At 40.9% G+C, this 14,847-nt stretch carries 13 protein-coding genes; 3 read left to right on the top strand and 10 right to left on the bottom strand.

Annotated elements, in window-relative coordinates; translation table 11 throughout:
• Window positions 1-223: 223 nt before the first annotated feature.
• The 6 genes from dltD to FJN11_RS00355 all read right to left on the bottom strand — a co-directional run bounded on the left by dltD (window position 224) and on the right by FJN11_RS00355 (window position 8,729).
• Window positions 224-1,387, bottom strand: coding sequence for a D-alanyl-lipoteichoic acid biosynthesis protein DltD (gene dltD / locus FJN11_RS00380; protein ID WP_140223804.1), 1,164 nt, complete (start codon window positions 1,385-1,387; stop codon window positions 224-226).
• Window positions 1,388-1,434: 47 nt separating this feature from the next.
• Complete coding sequence (gene dltB / locus FJN11_RS00375; protein WP_049552661.1) at window positions 1,435-2,589, bottom strand: D-alanyl-lipoteichoic acid biosynthesis protein DltB; 1,155 nt, start codon at window positions 2,587-2,589, stop codon at window positions 1,435-1,437.
• A gap of 402 nt (window positions 2,590-2,991) precedes the next feature.
• Window positions 2,992-3,696 (bottom strand): MIP/aquaporin family protein, encoded by a 705-nt coding sequence (locus FJN11_RS00370; protein WP_049552662.1) that lies wholly within the window; start codon window positions 3,694-3,696, stop codon window positions 2,992-2,994.
• Window positions 3,697-3,765: 69 nt separating this feature from the next.
• On the bottom strand, window positions 3,766-5,592 hold the full coding sequence (glpO, locus tag FJN11_RS00365) for a type 1 glycerol-3-phosphate oxidase (RefSeq protein WP_049552663.1): 1,827 nt from the start codon (window positions 5,590-5,592) through the stop codon (window positions 3,766-3,768).
• Window positions 5,593-5,633: 41 nt separating this feature from the next.
• The gene (gene glpK / locus FJN11_RS00360) at window positions 5,634-7,142 is read right to left on the bottom strand and encodes a glycerol kinase GlpK (RefSeq protein ID WP_000076784.1); all 1,509 of its coding nucleotides are present in this window, start codon (window positions 7,140-7,142) and stop codon (window positions 5,634-5,636) included.
• 159 nt (window positions 7,143-7,301) lie between these two features.
• Window positions 7,302-8,729 carry an AcpB/EbpR/MafR family transcriptional regulator gene (locus tag FJN11_RS00355; protein ID WP_049552664.1) on the bottom strand — a complete coding sequence of 476 codons (1,428 nt, stop codon included), beginning with the start codon at window positions 8,727-8,729 and terminating at the stop codon, window positions 7,302-7,304.
• Window positions 8,730-8,893: 164 nt separating this feature from the next.
• On the opposite strand from FJN11_RS00355, the gene hslO reads away from it, so the two are divergent.
• Together hslO and dusB are read left to right on the top strand one after the other, a co-directional pair.
• On the top strand, window positions 8,894-9,766 hold the full coding sequence (hslO, locus tag FJN11_RS00350; RefSeq protein ID WP_049491157.1) for an Hsp33 family molecular chaperone HslO: 873 nt from the start codon (window positions 8,894-8,896) through the stop codon (window positions 9,764-9,766).
• Window positions 9,753-10,733 (top strand): tRNA dihydrouridine synthase DusB, encoded by a 981-nt coding sequence (gene dusB / locus FJN11_RS00345; RefSeq protein ID WP_049552665.1) that lies wholly within the window; start codon window positions 9,753-9,755, stop codon window positions 10,731-10,733. Before hslO ends, dusB begins: the two co-directional genes overlap by 14 nt.
• A gap of 73 nt (window positions 10,734-10,806) precedes the next feature.
• Here the strand turns inward: dusB and FJN11_RS00340 are convergent, their stop codons facing one another.
• Window positions 10,807-11,505 (bottom strand): hypothetical protein, encoded by a 699-nt coding sequence (locus FJN11_RS00340; protein ID WP_049491153.1) that lies wholly within the window; start codon window positions 11,503-11,505, stop codon window positions 10,807-10,809.
• A gap of 278 nt (window positions 11,506-11,783) precedes the next feature.
• Between FJN11_RS00340 and FJN11_RS00335 the strand changes: the two genes are divergently transcribed.
• Window positions 11,784-12,014, top strand: a complete 231-nt coding sequence (locus FJN11_RS00335) for a hypothetical protein (protein ID WP_049552666.1) — start codon at window positions 11,784-11,786, stop codon at window positions 12,012-12,014.
• Between the two features lie 72 nt (window positions 12,015-12,086).
• On the opposite strand, the gene FJN11_RS00330 is transcribed toward FJN11_RS00335, so the two are convergent.
• The 3 genes from FJN11_RS00330 to FJN11_RS00320 are packed head-to-tail and all read right to left on the bottom strand — an operon-like array spanning window position 12,087 to window position 14,709.
• Complete coding sequence (locus FJN11_RS00330; RefSeq protein ID WP_000132693.1) at window positions 12,087-12,860, bottom strand: NUDIX domain-containing protein; 774 nt, start codon at window positions 12,858-12,860, stop codon at window positions 12,087-12,089.
• A gap of 1 nt (window position 12,861) precedes the next feature.
• Window positions 12,862-13,641, bottom strand: coding sequence for a nicotinamide riboside transporter PnuC (pnuC, locus tag FJN11_RS00325; RefSeq protein WP_049552667.1), 780 nt, complete (start codon window positions 13,639-13,641; stop codon window positions 12,862-12,864).
• A 9-nt stretch (window positions 13,642-13,650) separates the two neighbouring features.
• The gene (locus tag FJN11_RS00320; RefSeq protein WP_049552668.1) at window positions 13,651-14,709 is read right to left on the bottom strand and encodes an AAA family ATPase; all 1,059 of its coding nucleotides are present in this window, start codon (window positions 14,707-14,709) and stop codon (window positions 13,651-13,653) included.
• Window positions 14,710-14,847 lie beyond the last annotated feature (138 nt).

The raw sequence follows: 14,847 nt of genomic DNA, 5'->3' as shown, positions 1-14,847 counted from the left end.
GAGGATTTTTCCACTATAAATATTATAGAGCCTTATCTTATGTCTCACTTTATCGGTGCAGTTCCCTTTATCTAGAGATTTTTATAGTATGTAATCCTAGAATTCACTATAGATAAATTCTTGAATGTTCGAAAAATCGGTCACAAAACAATAAATCACGATGCTTAAGATAACAGTATAGAAAAATAACGTCCACAAGATTAAACGGTGTGTGTTAGTTATCTTAGTTTGCAAATTTGTAAAGTTCTTTTTCAACTTCCATCCATCCTTTCACTCCAACATGCATCACATCAAATAAAAAGTAATCATCGTACTCTCTGTTTCCATAGTTTAGTACTGTTGCACCATGGCTTTTTGCGACATCTTCTATTTTTTTATAAGTTTTCTCCCGCATCTCTCTTGAGACACCTGTGTAGTCATTCCATTTACCATTTACTGGGAAAATAATGACCTCAACTTCAATGCCCAATTCCTTGGCAACTGTCAAGAAGAGTTCCATATCTGAATACTCTGGTGACTCGAGGTAGCTCAAATCTTTATTAGAATTCTTCAGCGATGTACAACGATCTTTTAAATAGGTATTGTAGTAGTTATTATCAACAGCATAATCATTATTGTCTGTTTTCTTTTTGACCTCTTCTACAAACTGATTCGTCATTTTCTCCCAATCATAGTCTGGGGTTTTATCCCCTAGTGAAGGATAATCTGATTTGGCATGTTTTTGATAAAAAGTCTGTTTGAGTTTAAAGGAATAAATCGCGTTATCGAACTCTAATAGTTTTTTATCAACAATCGTTCCTTTCTCATCTATGAAATAACTTTTGTATTTTTTGTAGATGTCATTTTGTTGCTTGTTCCCCTTGGTAATCTCGATAATGCGATTGATTAGTTTTTCTTTCGTTTCCTTACTAATCTTATCATTATCTAGCATATGGAAAATATGTTCCTGAGAAGCCTTGTTCAAAAAGGCATCTTGATGAGTCCCATCTTTTTCAAACCACTGAACCGATTCTATTATAGCCACTTTTCGCTTAGTCATAGATCCTTCAATTGAGCCCAAGGTCGTAGCCTGAATAATGTTTTGTGAATAGCTGGTTCCAATCTGCATGATATTAAAATCGTTGTAGTTAAAAATTTTATTGGGATGATAGTCTTCACTTATCGTTGCAACCAACTCAGATGACCCCAATAAAACCAATGTATTGGGAGTGATATTGCTTGTTAAAATATCTCTACTTTTATACTTTTCATACGAAGTGCTATAGCGAATACTGTTATCCTTTACTTTATAATAATCATCAATCTTCTTGACGTATGTCACATTTAAAAGCGCAAGCGTCGCAATTACGAGCACAAGCGATAGCAAAAATGCTTTTAGTTTAATCATCTCGTTTTATCCTATCCCTTCGATCCGTCCAATCTCTTTTCAATTTCTTATCTCTTTAAAATCGTAAGTAAGATTTTATAGGGTTCACCTGAAAAGATAAAGAAACCAATCATAACCAAATTCATGGTCACAAACCAACTCAGTAGCTTATACCAATCTTTATTTTTATTTTTCTTATAAAAATTGCTTTTCTTTTGATACACTTCAAATCCAGCCATCAAGACACCGTGATAAAAACCATAAACAATGTAGCTAACACTAAGGCCATGCCAAAAACCCATGACCAACATATTGACCATATAGGCATAGGTTGCATTGTGTAGTCTATTTTTAAACCATTTTTTCCTGATAACCTGCATCAATACTCTTGAAAATACAAAATCTCTCAACCAGGTCGACAAGGTGATATGCCATCTGGTCCAGAAATCCTTGATATCAACACTCAAGAAAGGTTTGTTAAAGTTCATCGGTGTCTGAATACCTAGAATGTTGCTACTTCCAACGGCCATTAGACTATAGCCTGCAAAGTCGAAGAACAGATACAAGGTATAGAGGTACATATACTTGATTGAGTAAATGACTGTGCCAGTATTATTTAGAGCGAGTAACATCTGGTAAACATAGGTTGATAAAACAACCTTGTAAAGAAGGCCTAGAACGATACGATACACACCGTCACCTGCCAACTCTAGATACTCTTTTCGAGGCATGACCTCGTTTATCTCTTTTAAAAATCTCCTACTCCGATCAATCGGACCAGCACTAACTGTAGGGAAAAAAAGTAAAAATTGCAGGTAGTCTTTTATGCTAATCTTTTCTTTAATCAAGCCATCCGATATCTCCAGCATGATCTGAATGGTCTTAAAGGACATGTAAGAAATTCCAATAAAGGCCAACAAATGCAGAGAAGTCAGGGCAAAGATTTTATTGATCACCAAAGGAAGAATAGAAAGGAAAACCAGAGGTTTCAGCCGCTTTGTTTCTATCCTCTGTGCTATGAAAACCAGAAAATATTGATAAATTACAAAGGAGATTAAATAGACAATCATTGCTCTACTCTTGCCATAAATAGCTCCTGCAAATAAGAGGGAGAGCACCAAAATATAGTAGTCCTTACGTTTTTCAAAAAAGTTTACTACAAAACCAATTAGTAAAACTACAAACAAAAGAAGGAAAAACTCATTCCCCTCGAAATAATTCATACCAGCCAAACTCCTTTTTTCTTTTTCTCATCTCATGATTTATCTTTTTAAGATTAGTTCCTATCATATTACCAAAGATAGTTAACTTTATTCATTATATCATAATTTAAAAACTAAAAATACTTCTGTTATTTTATTTCTTAAAATAAAAAATCCAACTGACTCTTAGTACTGAACCCCAATAATGAGACAAAATTATTCACACAATAAATAAAATTCAAGAACAAAAAATTGATGAGGGGACCAGTGCAGAATTCTGCCTTTTTAGCTGAAATAGTAATCAACACCAGTATATAAACTTAAAAAATCAAAACGACCAAAATGAAGTGAGAAAGTGCTCCTTATTTTAGTCGTTTTTGTAAGTTATGTTTATTGAGGTATGAATAATTGAGTTTTAATATCTTAGAAAAGTGAGAATACAAGCACAGCCAAGGCTGCACCGATAACAGGTCCCACAACAGGAATCCAGGCATAAGACCAGTCTCCGTCTCCCTTGTTTGGAATTGGCAAGATGCTGTGCATGATACGAGGTCCAAGGTCACGCGCAGGGTTCAAGGCATATCCTGTTGTTCCACCTAGTGATAGACCGATACCGACAATCAAAGTTCCTACTGCGAAGGTTCCGATACCTGCCTGAAAATCATAAAGCCCCAAAGCAAAGATTGTCAACACCAAAACAAAGGTTCCAAGGATTTCGCTAATCAAGTTAGAAACTGTATCCTTGATGGCTGGCCCGGTACTGAAGGTTGCCAGGATATTTCCTGCATTTTCTTCTGCCTCATAATGCGGTTTGAATTGCAACCAAACCAAAATCTGACCGAGCATAGCCCCTGCGAACTGAGCTAGGATGTAAGGGAAAACGGAAGCCCAAGGCAAACCACCTTTTAAGGCCACACCAATTGTCACAGCTGGGTTTAAATGAGCTGGACTGAGCTTGCCAGATACAAATACTGCAACCGCAACTGCAATCCCCCAACCCATGGTAATCACAATCCAACCTGCATTGTTGCTCTTGGTTTTTGGAAGAACTACACCTGCTACAACACCATTTCCTAGAAGAATCAGGATTAAAGTCCCTAGAAATTCTCCAAATAATTCATTCATCATCTTTCTGTCTCCATTAAAAAGAAGGGGCGGGCGGCAAGGAGTCCTGCCCGCCACCTCTTTTATTTTTTCTTAATTTTTTAATTCTGCTAAATCGTTGTTAGCAAGAGCTAATTCGACATCAGCACGGTAAGCTGCTTTTTCATCTTCTGTCCATTCATAGAATCGTCCCATTTCATCCAAAACTGGCTCTACGATGCTATCCAAACTATCACGCATAAAGAGCATATGATTGGTACGACGAAGAAGGAAGTCAACTGGGCTAAGAGCCAACTCATTGCGCATTGCATAGTGAAGTGACAATGTATCTGCCAAGCTGAGTCCTGGTGCTTGTTCCAAACTATGAGCAAGGGCAAAGACCTTCGGTGCATTTGAACCGTAGAGATTTGCTAAATAGTGAGCTTCCTTGCTATCCAAGCCACGTGACACTCCAAGTTGCGCAAAGGCTTCGATTTCTGAGTCCACATTTGCTGGGTTCAATTCCCCACCTGAAACAGGGTAAGTCTTAGAGTTGATCAGTTTAAAGCTACGGTCAAATTCTGCTTTGAGGATGTCAACCACGCGCTCCATAGCTCCTTCTGCCATCTTACGGTAGTCTGTAATTTTACCACCAGCAAGGGTCAAGAGACCATTATCATCTCGGTCCAAACTAGAACCACGAGAAACTGCAGATGGGTCCAAATGTTTCTCAGAGGTACTGCTTTCAAGCTTGCTGACAGCAGACTCAACATCTTCACGCGTTTTTTCCTTAGAGAGATAAGATTCAACAGTCGCAATCAAGTTGTTAAAGCTTTCATCACTGATGGTTCCGTTATTTCCTCCATTGTAGTCAGAAGCGCTATTGCCTGCGATCAATGGACGAAGACCTGCCCAGCTACTTTCGATATCATCAATGGTGATGTTGGCTTCTGGGAAGCGGTTGTTGACAATGCCAAGTAGGTAATCTACATCTTCCTGAGTCACTTTTGGATGTTCCAAATCACCTGTGTAGTCTGTATCAGTTGTACCAAAGTAAGTCTTGTTTTCACGTGGGAGAACAAAGACCATACGACCGTCACCCAAACCTGTGTCAAAGTAAACTGGCTGTGAAACCTTGATCTTGCTTGAATCAACTACCAAGTGAACTCCCTTAGTTGGGCGCATTTGTGAGAATTGTGTTCCCTTATTAGACAAATTACGTACTTTATCACTCCAAGGACCTGTTGTATTGATAACCAGACGGGCCTTGATTTCAAATACTTGGTCTGTCAAAAGATCACGAGCTACAACACCAGTAATCTTGCCACTTTCGTCAAAGAGGAAGCCTTCTGCCTTGACATGGTTGGCAATGAGGGCACCGTCTTGGTTAGCACGTTTAATATTTTCAATTACGAGACGCGCATCGTTGTTACGGAAGTCAAGATAAACTCCACCTCCTACCAAACCTTCTTTCTTCAAGTTTGGCTGGCGTTCCAAGACTTCTTCCTTGCTCAAGACCTTGTTAGCAGCTGGCGTGTTATTAACCCCTGCCAAAAGGTCGTACAAATCCATAGCTACTTTAAGACGGAAGAGGCTAAAGGTCGCTCCATCTTCATCGTAAACTGGCAAGAGCATTGGATCTGGTTTTGGAATATGTGGAGCGATTTGTTGAACCACTGCACGTTCAGAAACTGTATCTGATACCACTTCTACATCAAATTGCTTAAGGTAACGTAGTCCTCCGTGAACCAATTTTGTTGAACGGCTGGATGTCCCTTCTGCGAAGTCCTGCATTTCAATCAAACCAGTCTCAAGACCGCTAGCTGCCGCCTGCAAGGCTACACCAGCCCCTGTGATTCCTCCACCAATAATCAAGAGGTCCAGGGTACGTTCCTGCATTTTTTTAATTGATAATTCACGTGTTTTCTTTGAAAATTCCATATTTACACACTTTCTAACTGAGTCGCTTTATTCTTCCAGTATTAGTCGTCTACTTCCGCAAAGACTTGAGTTGCTTTCACAGCCTTCTTCCAGCCCTTGTAGAGTTGTTCCTTGCGCGATTCGTTCATAGATGGCTCAAAGAGTTCTCCTGTCTCGTTCAAGAGTTTCAACTCATCCAAATCCTTCCAGTAGCCTACTGACAAACCTGCTAGGAAGGCTGCCCCTAGAGCTGTTGTTTCCAAGTTTTTGGCGCGTGCGATATCGATTCCCAAAATGTCAGCTTGGAACTGCATGAGGAAATTGTTCATAGCTGCACCACCGTCTACTTTCAAGACTTGGATAGCTGTCTGCGCATCCACTTGCATGGTGTCGATGATGTCACGCACTTGATAAGCGATAGATTGCAAAGTCGCCTTGATAAAGTCTTCTTTACTTGTTCCACGAGTTAAGCCAAAGACAGAACCGCGAGCGTTTTGGTTCCAGTATGGAGCACCTAGACCTGTAAAGGCTGGAACGACATAAACTTCATCATTGTTGTGAGAATCACGAGCGTATTTTTCAGATTCTGGTGAATTTTCCACCATGCGAAGACCGTCACGAAGCCACTGAATGGCGCTTCCTGCGATGAAGATAGAACCTTCCAAGGCATAGTAAACCTTGCCATTGATACCGTAACCAATGGTTGTCAAAAGATTGTTCTCAGACAACTGCATCTCTTCCCCAGTATTCATGATGATGAAAGAACCTGTTCCATAAGTATTTTTAACCATACCAGGTTCAAAGGCCAACTGTCCAAAGAGGGCTGCCTGTTGGTCCCCAGCCATACCTGAGATTGGAACTTCTCCACCATAGAAATGGAATGGGGCTGTCTTACCGTAGATTTCAGAGTTAGAACGAACTTCCGGAAGCATAGCCTTAGGAATGTTGAGAATTTCCAAAATCTCATCATCCCATTTGAGTTCTTTAATGTTATAAAGCATGGTACGAGCTGCATTTGAGTAGTCGGTCACGTGAGCCGCACCGTCAGTCAATTTCCAAACCAACCAAGTATCGATAGTGCCAAAGAGCAATTCCCCTTTTTCTGCTCGCTCTTGAGCGCCTTCTACATGGTCCAAAATCCAACGAACCTTAGTCGCTGAGAAGTAAGCATCGATAATCAAACCAGTCTTTTCATGGAATTTTTCCACATAACCTTGACTTTTTAGTTGTTCAGCCAAAGGTGCTGTCTGGCGTGACTGCCAAACAATAGCATTGTAGATAGGGAGCCCTGTTTTCTTATCCCAGACGACAGTTGTTTCACGCTGGTTGGTAATCCCGATTGCTTCGATTTGATTTGGCTTGACACCACTTTCGATGAAAGCTCCAGCAATAACAGACTGGACGGAATTCCAAATTTCATTGGCATTGTGCTCAACCCAACCTGCCTGAGGGAAAATCTGAGTAAACTCTTTTTGACTCGAGCTAACCTTTTCTCCTTTTTTGTTGAAAATAATGGCACGAGAACTTGTTGTCCCCTGGTCAATGGCCATGATGTATTTTTCTTGTGACATGTGCTGTCCTCCTGATAATGATCTTGAGAATGTTTCCTCTTTACACTAACTAGTATACAAAATAAAGCGCTTTCTTGTTTATCAACTTTTTTTAATTTTTTAAAAAATGTGAGTAGATTGTGTAAATTTCACAAAAAAGACCTGGAACAACCAAGCCTTTTAAGTGAATAATAACTGACGAATCCCTGCCAAATCTTCCATATCCAAGTCGTTTTTTAAATAATAAACTGGGGTCTGTTCCTTCTTATGAATGGGGTTATTGGTAACCAGCAAATCATAATGTCGAGTTCGGTCATAGGCTTCAATGGTGATAAAACGATTGTATTCCAAATACCGTTTCAAAATGGCTGCCATCCTTGAAAAGACCAGAAAACCAGATGTCAAATCCAGACCAATCCGCATATGTTGGCCACCATTTTCAGCCATATATTCTATCAACTGGAGCCATTCCCAGAGAATTTTCTTATCCAAATCCGTCCCCTGCTGAAAAGCAGGTAGAGCATGAAAAATCTCCTCTGCTATCCCCTTAAAATCATGTTCCATCAGCAAATAGGGATGACGATTCTCCAACTGGTACTTGTAGCGGTCCTGTAAAATATAGCCCTTATAGAGATAGACTTGAGCACAAAGCTGACTGAGTTCATAGGTGACATGGTCCTCTGTATAATCACCCAGTAACTCCTCCTTCTTCATTTCTTGAATCAATTGCGTCAGCAAATCTGCCAACTGCCCTCCAAACCCAAGAATATACTCCATAGTATGAAGAGGAAGAATACGATGGGACAAGAGGAAAGAGAAGAATATCATCATCTCCCCATCCTCAGTTCCTAGAGGAAGGTGTTGCCCAGCAAAAAAGGACGGAGCCTTTCTCAGCAAACGAAGGTAGAAAATATTGTCAAAATAGCCTCGCATTTTTTCTTCTATCACTTGAAACTGACAGGCATTGACCCGAAGACGTTGTTGACTGATATGAGCCCAGAGAACCAAGTCCAATTTCTGACCCGAAGACAAACTTGCACCGCAGATTTCTTCTAGTGTAGCAATCTCCTGCTTTCTCTCTGGTTTCTGCATGTGGCCTTCCCATTCCTGACTCGACCAGACCTTGCGGAAAAGACAGAAATAGAAATAGCGAATCTGATGCTCTGGACCCCGCCAACGTCCATTTTGAATAGATAAATCAAATTCTGACAAAATCTGATTTAAGCTAGCTAAGTGACGACCAAGCGTAGCCTCGCTAATCATCAATTCTTGAGCCAGCTGATGGGCTAAAAACTGTTGGTGGTAGAGAAGATAAACAAGAATCTGGTATTTAACAGCATTCTCCAAAAACAGGCTCCGAATATCTCTCCCCTTGGTAGTGGCACCGATCGATAGACGCAGATTTTCATCTTCTAAGTGAATAGTCAGCTCTAAGCCACTGTCCAAAGCCTTGTCATTGAGCAGGGTGACATATTTGTTTAAGGTTGCTTTTGAAAATCCTGTTTCCTCCATTACAGCCTTGACAGTCGTCTGAGACTCTTGTAATAGAAAGGAAAGGATTGAAAATTGGCCAGATTCGGCCTTTTCCATCAAGTCTCCTAAATACATTTGTTACCCCTTTCATTTTCTACCTTAAGCATAGCATAAATCTTACAAATGCTGAAATAATCTGTTTCTCTTTTTATTTTCATGCTGATTTCCTGGTCCATTATCCTGAAAATCAGCAAACACACGGCTCCCCCTTTGGACATTTTTATGCTAAAATAGTAGCTATGGATAAAATTATTAAAACAATATCAGAAAGCGGAGCCTTTCGTGCTTTTGTCCTTGATAGCACAGAAACAGTCCGCACTGCTCAAGAAAAACATCAAACCCAAGCTAGCTCAACTGTAGCGCTTGGTCGAACTCTTATCGCTAGCCAGATTCTCGCAGCCAATGAAAAAGGAAATACCAAACTAACCGTTAAGGTGCTGGGCTCTAGTTCTCTAGGTGCTATCATCACCGTCGCTGATACCAAGGGGAATGTCAAAGGTTACGTTCAAAACCCCGGTGTTGACATCAAAAAGACTGCAACTGGTGAAGTCCTAGTCGGACCTTTTGTCGGAAATGGTCAATTCCTCGTTATCACAGACTATGGTACTGGAAATCCTTACAACTCTATGACCCCCCTCATCTCTGGGGAAATCGGTGAAGACCTTGCCTTTTACCTGACTGAAAGCCAACAGACCCCTTCTGCAGTCGGCCTCAATGTCCTTTTGGACGAAGAAGACAAGGTCAAGGTTGCAGGTGGTTTCCTAGTCCAAGTCTTGCCAGGAGCCAAGGAAGAGGAGATTGCTCGCTTTGAAAAACGCATCCAAGCAATGCCAGCTATCTCTACTCTTCTCGAAAGCGACGACCATATTGAAGCCCTCCTCAAAGCTATCTACGGCGATGAATCCTACAAGCGTCTTTCTGAAGAAGAAATCCGTTTCCAATGTGACTGTAGCCATGAGCGCTTTATGAATGCTCTTGCCAGCCTTCCAAGCTCAGACCTACAGGAAATGAAAGAGGAAGACCACGGGGCAGAAATCACTTGCCAATTCTGCCAAACTACTTATAACTTTGATGAAAACGACCTGGAGGAACTCATTCGTGACAAATCTTAATACACCTTTTATGATTGGCAATGTTGAGATTCCCAATCGTACCGTTTTAGCGCCTATGGCTGGCGTGACTAACTCAGCCTTTCGTACCATCGCAAAAGAACTCGGAGCTGGACTCGTTGTCATGGAAATGGTCTCTGACAAGGGAATCCAATACAACAATGAAAAAACCCTGCATATGCTTCATATTGATGAGGGCGAAAACCCTGTCTCTATCCAACTCTTTGGTAGTGATGAAGATAGCCTAGCACGCGCAGCAGAATTCATCCAAGAAAACACCAAAACCGATATCGTGGATATCAACATGGGCTGCCCAGTTAACAAAATCGTGAAGAACGAAGCTGGCGCTATGTGGCTCAAGGATCCAGATAAGATTTACTCTATCATCAACAAGGTCCAGTCTGTCCTTGATATCCCACTTACTGTCAAAATGCGTACAGGCTGGGCTGACCCATCTCTTGCAGTAGAAAATGCTCTCGCTGCTGAAGCAGCAGGTGTTTCTGCTCTTGCTATGCATGGCCGTACCCGTGAGCAAATGTACACAGGCCACGCAGACCTTGAGACCCTTCACAAGGTCGCTCAAGCTTTGACCAAGATTCCATTTATCGCCAACGGTGATGTCCGTACTGTCCAAGAAGCCAAACAACGTATCGAAGAAGTCGGTGCTGACGCAGTCATGATTGGCCGTGCAGCCATGGGAAATCCTTACCTCTTCAACCAAATCAACCATTACTTTGAAACAGGAGAAATCCTACCTGATTTGACCTTTGAGGACAAGATGAAAATCGCCTATGAACACTTGAAACGCTTGATTAACCTCAAAGGGGAAAACGTCGCAGTTCGTGAATTCCGAGGACTCGCTCCTCACTATCTCCGTGGAACATCTGGTGCAGCCAAACTCCGTGGAGCTATTTCACAAGCTAGCACTCTGGCAGAGATTGAAGCCCTCTTGCAATTAGACAAAGTTTAAACACAGAAAACCCGTAAACTTCATTCAGTTACGGGTTTTTAAAATGTCTATAAACTTGAGATTCTAAATTCTACTATTGAGCTAAAACAACACTGGAAACCTTGCCATCTGCACCTGTGGTAATTTGAACGGTCTTTCCTCCACCGATTGTAGCATTATACTTACCATCGTCAAGAGTATAAGAATAACCTTTAATAGAGTAATTTTCTTTCTTTCCATCAGCAGATTCTACTGTAAATTGACCACCTGATGAAACTGTGATAGTTTCGCCATTTGCTCCCTTCCAATTGCCCGCTGCAGCTGAGAAATCACCATCTACCATGGTTAAAACACCCTTATAGCGTTTGTTGTGTTCTGCTTGCTTGTCTTGAAGTTTGCGGTCAGTTGTTGGATCATAGCCTGACTGGTTAGACTGGGCTTGAGAACCTTGCTGAGTTGAAGGAGCTTGAGTAGCAGTTTGTTGACTAGCTGCCTGTTGATTAGACACTTCTTGGCCTTGTCTTTGCTCTGGTGCAGGTGTCGCTTCTGATGGTGTCGCAGTTGCTGCAGACTGGTCAGTAGATGATTTGGTCTTTTCAGATGAAGCTGAACTTGAGGACTTCTGAGTTTTACTTTCTTTGCTAGAAGAAGCTGCTTTTGAGCTTGATGATTGGCTTGTCTTAACAGAACTGCTTGCTTGAGTTGTTTCCTTTTTATTTCCACAAGCTCCTAATAGCAAGGTAGAAGCCAATACAGTTGCTGCCATCAATTTGATATAGGTTTTCTTTTTCATTTTTCTACTCCTTTGTAATATTTTAGAAATATGAAGAAATCTTTTTGTAATATAATTGTAACATTCGCATTTGAATATGTCAACAATTTATCTAAACTATTTTAAAAATCTTAAATACTTTAGATACATTTACTCCTCCTACTCTTCTATTCGTAATAAAACAGAAAAACAGGAGATTTTCCTATTAAAAATTTGAATTCGTTTTTTTGTAATCGCTTGCAACTTTAAGTGCAAAGGAATATAATAACATTGAAATAGAATATAGGAGGTGTAGGCTTATGTTAAGCAAATATTACAAGTATCTTCCTTGGTTGATTGTGACAGCTATTGTCTCTTATCAATCAGCAACTTACTATGCGCGAACTGCATTTGATGTGTTTTATCTGACTACAATCTTTTTGATTTTCTATATCGCTTTATTAGTTTTGCATGAGAAATATCTCAAGTATCGATACAAAGACTTCTTTACTCACATGTTGAGTAATTCTAAGAAAGATAGCCACCCCTAAAACAGTCGCAACAGCAAATCAAACTAATAAAGGCAAATAAAGAGATCGGGAACTTTGTCCCGACCTCGTTTTTTATTTCAATCGATAGGTTTTTCTTGGTTTCTTTTTAGGCACTCGTTTGAGTCCGACTTCTTCTACATATTCTCCGTATTTTACGAGAAAGTTATTGCTGACGATTGGACGACCGGGGTTGATAAGATTGACCAGTTCAGTTCCTTCGTAGACAGTGAACTCCTCCTCCAGCAGATAAAGGAAGGTCGGATTCCAGTCGAGACGGCCTTGGATTCGTTTGATGGATTCTTGGATAATGGCATAATGGTCAAAAGCGAAGGCTTGCTCCTCCAACTCTACTCCCTTTAAGAAGCACTTGCCTGTCTGAAAATCGACATCTACGAAAACGACATCCTTGGCATCGTCTCCTGCTTGAACAAGTTCTAATGCACGACTAGGCAGATAAACCAAGTGGGCAATGGTCACTGTCCAGCCCCGTGGGTCACGGCCGGGGGTCGATACGGTCATCAATTGCTCGATTTTTTCCAAAGGAAGATCGAGATTGACTTCTTCTCTCACCTCGCGCTGACAGGCATGCGCAGCATCTTCGCCCTTGTCCATAAATCCTCCAACTAAGGCCAAACAATTTTGATATGGATGAGCCTTGCGACGAATTAATAAAAGCTTGATTTTTCCTTCTACAAAGCAATATGCTACCATATCCACCGTCACACTTGGTTTTTCGTATTGAGGGAGTTCTTGCTTGTAGTACCAGTCTAAAAATTCTTCCTGACTGGCATGAATTTCAAAATATTCTTTTTCTGTCATCCCAGCTGGAATCATCGTGTCAGTCATGTTAAGCCTCCTTACGAACTGCCTTAGTCCATTGGTACCAACCTACTAGACTATTGAGTGTGTAGACCCAGTACATCCCTTGAATATGGATATTTTCACCCCACCAAAGGTAGATACTAAAGAGATTAGTTGCAATCCAGAAAACCCATTGCTCACGGTAGAGACGTGTCATCAAGAGCTGGCCAACACCATTGGTCGCATCGGTAACACTATCACGGAAAGGGCGAGCACTATGGATACTTTGGTAAGCCAAGCCCATACCAATCCAAATGATAGCAGTCAAGGCTAAGTACTTGAGCCAGTCAAGCACAGATAATTTCTTAGCTTCAAAGTGAGATTCTTCTACTTTTCCTTGATCATTGATACGGTTGGACAGCCAAGCATAGAGGCCAATCGGCTGCATGACAAAGAAGTAAACGGTCGTCAAAACTTCACCATAAAAAGTCGCATTCATAGCCAAAACCAAATAGATAGCAGAGTTAATGGCCCCAAAGAGATAATTGCTTGCACGCCCTTCTGCTACCAAGATAACACAGACAATCCCAGTCCAAGATGCAAACAAGCTCATCCAGTCATGACTTTCTGTATTTTGAGTGAACTCTAAGATCAAGGGAACACTCGACAAGACGATGAGATACAACCACTGGAAAAGACTACGGCCGACAAAAAGATCTTTCCAGAGCAGGTACATGATTCCTGCAAAACCGATCTTGCGGGCTTCCGCATGGACATTTTTAAAGTTTTCGATAAATTGTGTGATTTTTTCAGTTAGTTTTTTCATAATTTTCTCCTAATCTGCTTGGTAAATGGCATCAATAGCCACTTTTGCTGCTTCATAATTTCCTAGATAATCCTCTGCTAGATAAACTAGTGGAATGGTGGTTAAATATCGCTCTCTCATCTGGTCCAAATGCTGGGAAAAACTATGACGAATATGGTCTTCTGCCATGGTCATATCTCTAAACCCATCATTGATATAGGAGCCGATAGGTTGCACAAAGAGAATCAAGTCCCATTTTTCCTTAGCCAAGATCGAGACAAAGAGATTGTCAAAGGTTTCTCCTGATAAGTCCCCTTGGTCCTCAGTCTCCATGTAATAATCATAGTAGCCTTTGGTTACTAAAGAGTTTGTGTCAGCAATCACTAGACCTCGATTGGCATTGCTATCGATTAACTTAGATGTCTGATCATACTGTCCCAAAAGAAGATAATAGTAATCTTTTGGAGTCAATTCATCGTCGCGGACATTGTTTTTAATCTGGTACTCACGTGCGTATTCCAGACTGACAGGTGCATCGTAATACCTAGCCAAATCCTTAGCAAGAGTGGTCTTCCCATTGCTGGCACTTCCCATAATCAACACTTTCTTTGTAAACTGACGTCGGAAGGGTTGAGCAATATATTTCCAATATTTGCTTGGATTTTCTCGAATCATAGTCGCTGAGATACCAAACTTTCTTTCTTGCAAGACAGTCTCAAAGCCACGATTTGATAATTCTTGCTGGTAGTCTGCTTCTCCCACAAAGAAAATTAGTTCTTGCTGGGTTTCATCATAGGAAATCTCTGCAAACATTTGGTCCAACCACTCCTGCCAGCCCATAGGGTAACGGGGAAGATTGGTTTCGTCTAACTTGCAAACGGAGGTCAACTCGTCATCACGAAAGGCCTCTCGAATATAGCGAAATCTCTTTTGAAGAGTTAAGCCTACCTGCTCCCCTCGGTCTCCCTCATAGCCTGAAACGACAACCCAGACCTGGTCACACTGCCGCTTCGCTCGCTGAATCAGATCGATATGTCCTTGATGAAGTGGAGCAAAGGTTCCAAATACCACTGCTGTTTTCTTTTTCATAAACCTATAGCCTTTTTATATTTTTTGATATTTTTCTCTATGTTTTTATTATAAACTATATTTTTGTTTTGTCAATAGTTTTTTATTGTTTTTTATAAAAAAGTAGCAAAAAAGAATCAGGATCACTCCTAATTCTCC

The sequence above is a fragment of the Streptococcus symci genome, from assembly GCF_006385165.1.
In the GTDB taxonomy this organism is placed as follows: Bacteria; Bacillota; Bacilli; order Lactobacillales; family Streptococcaceae; genus Streptococcus; species Streptococcus symci.
Note: the sequence above shows the minus strand (reverse complement) of the source record. Positions and strands in the feature narration are given on the sequence as shown.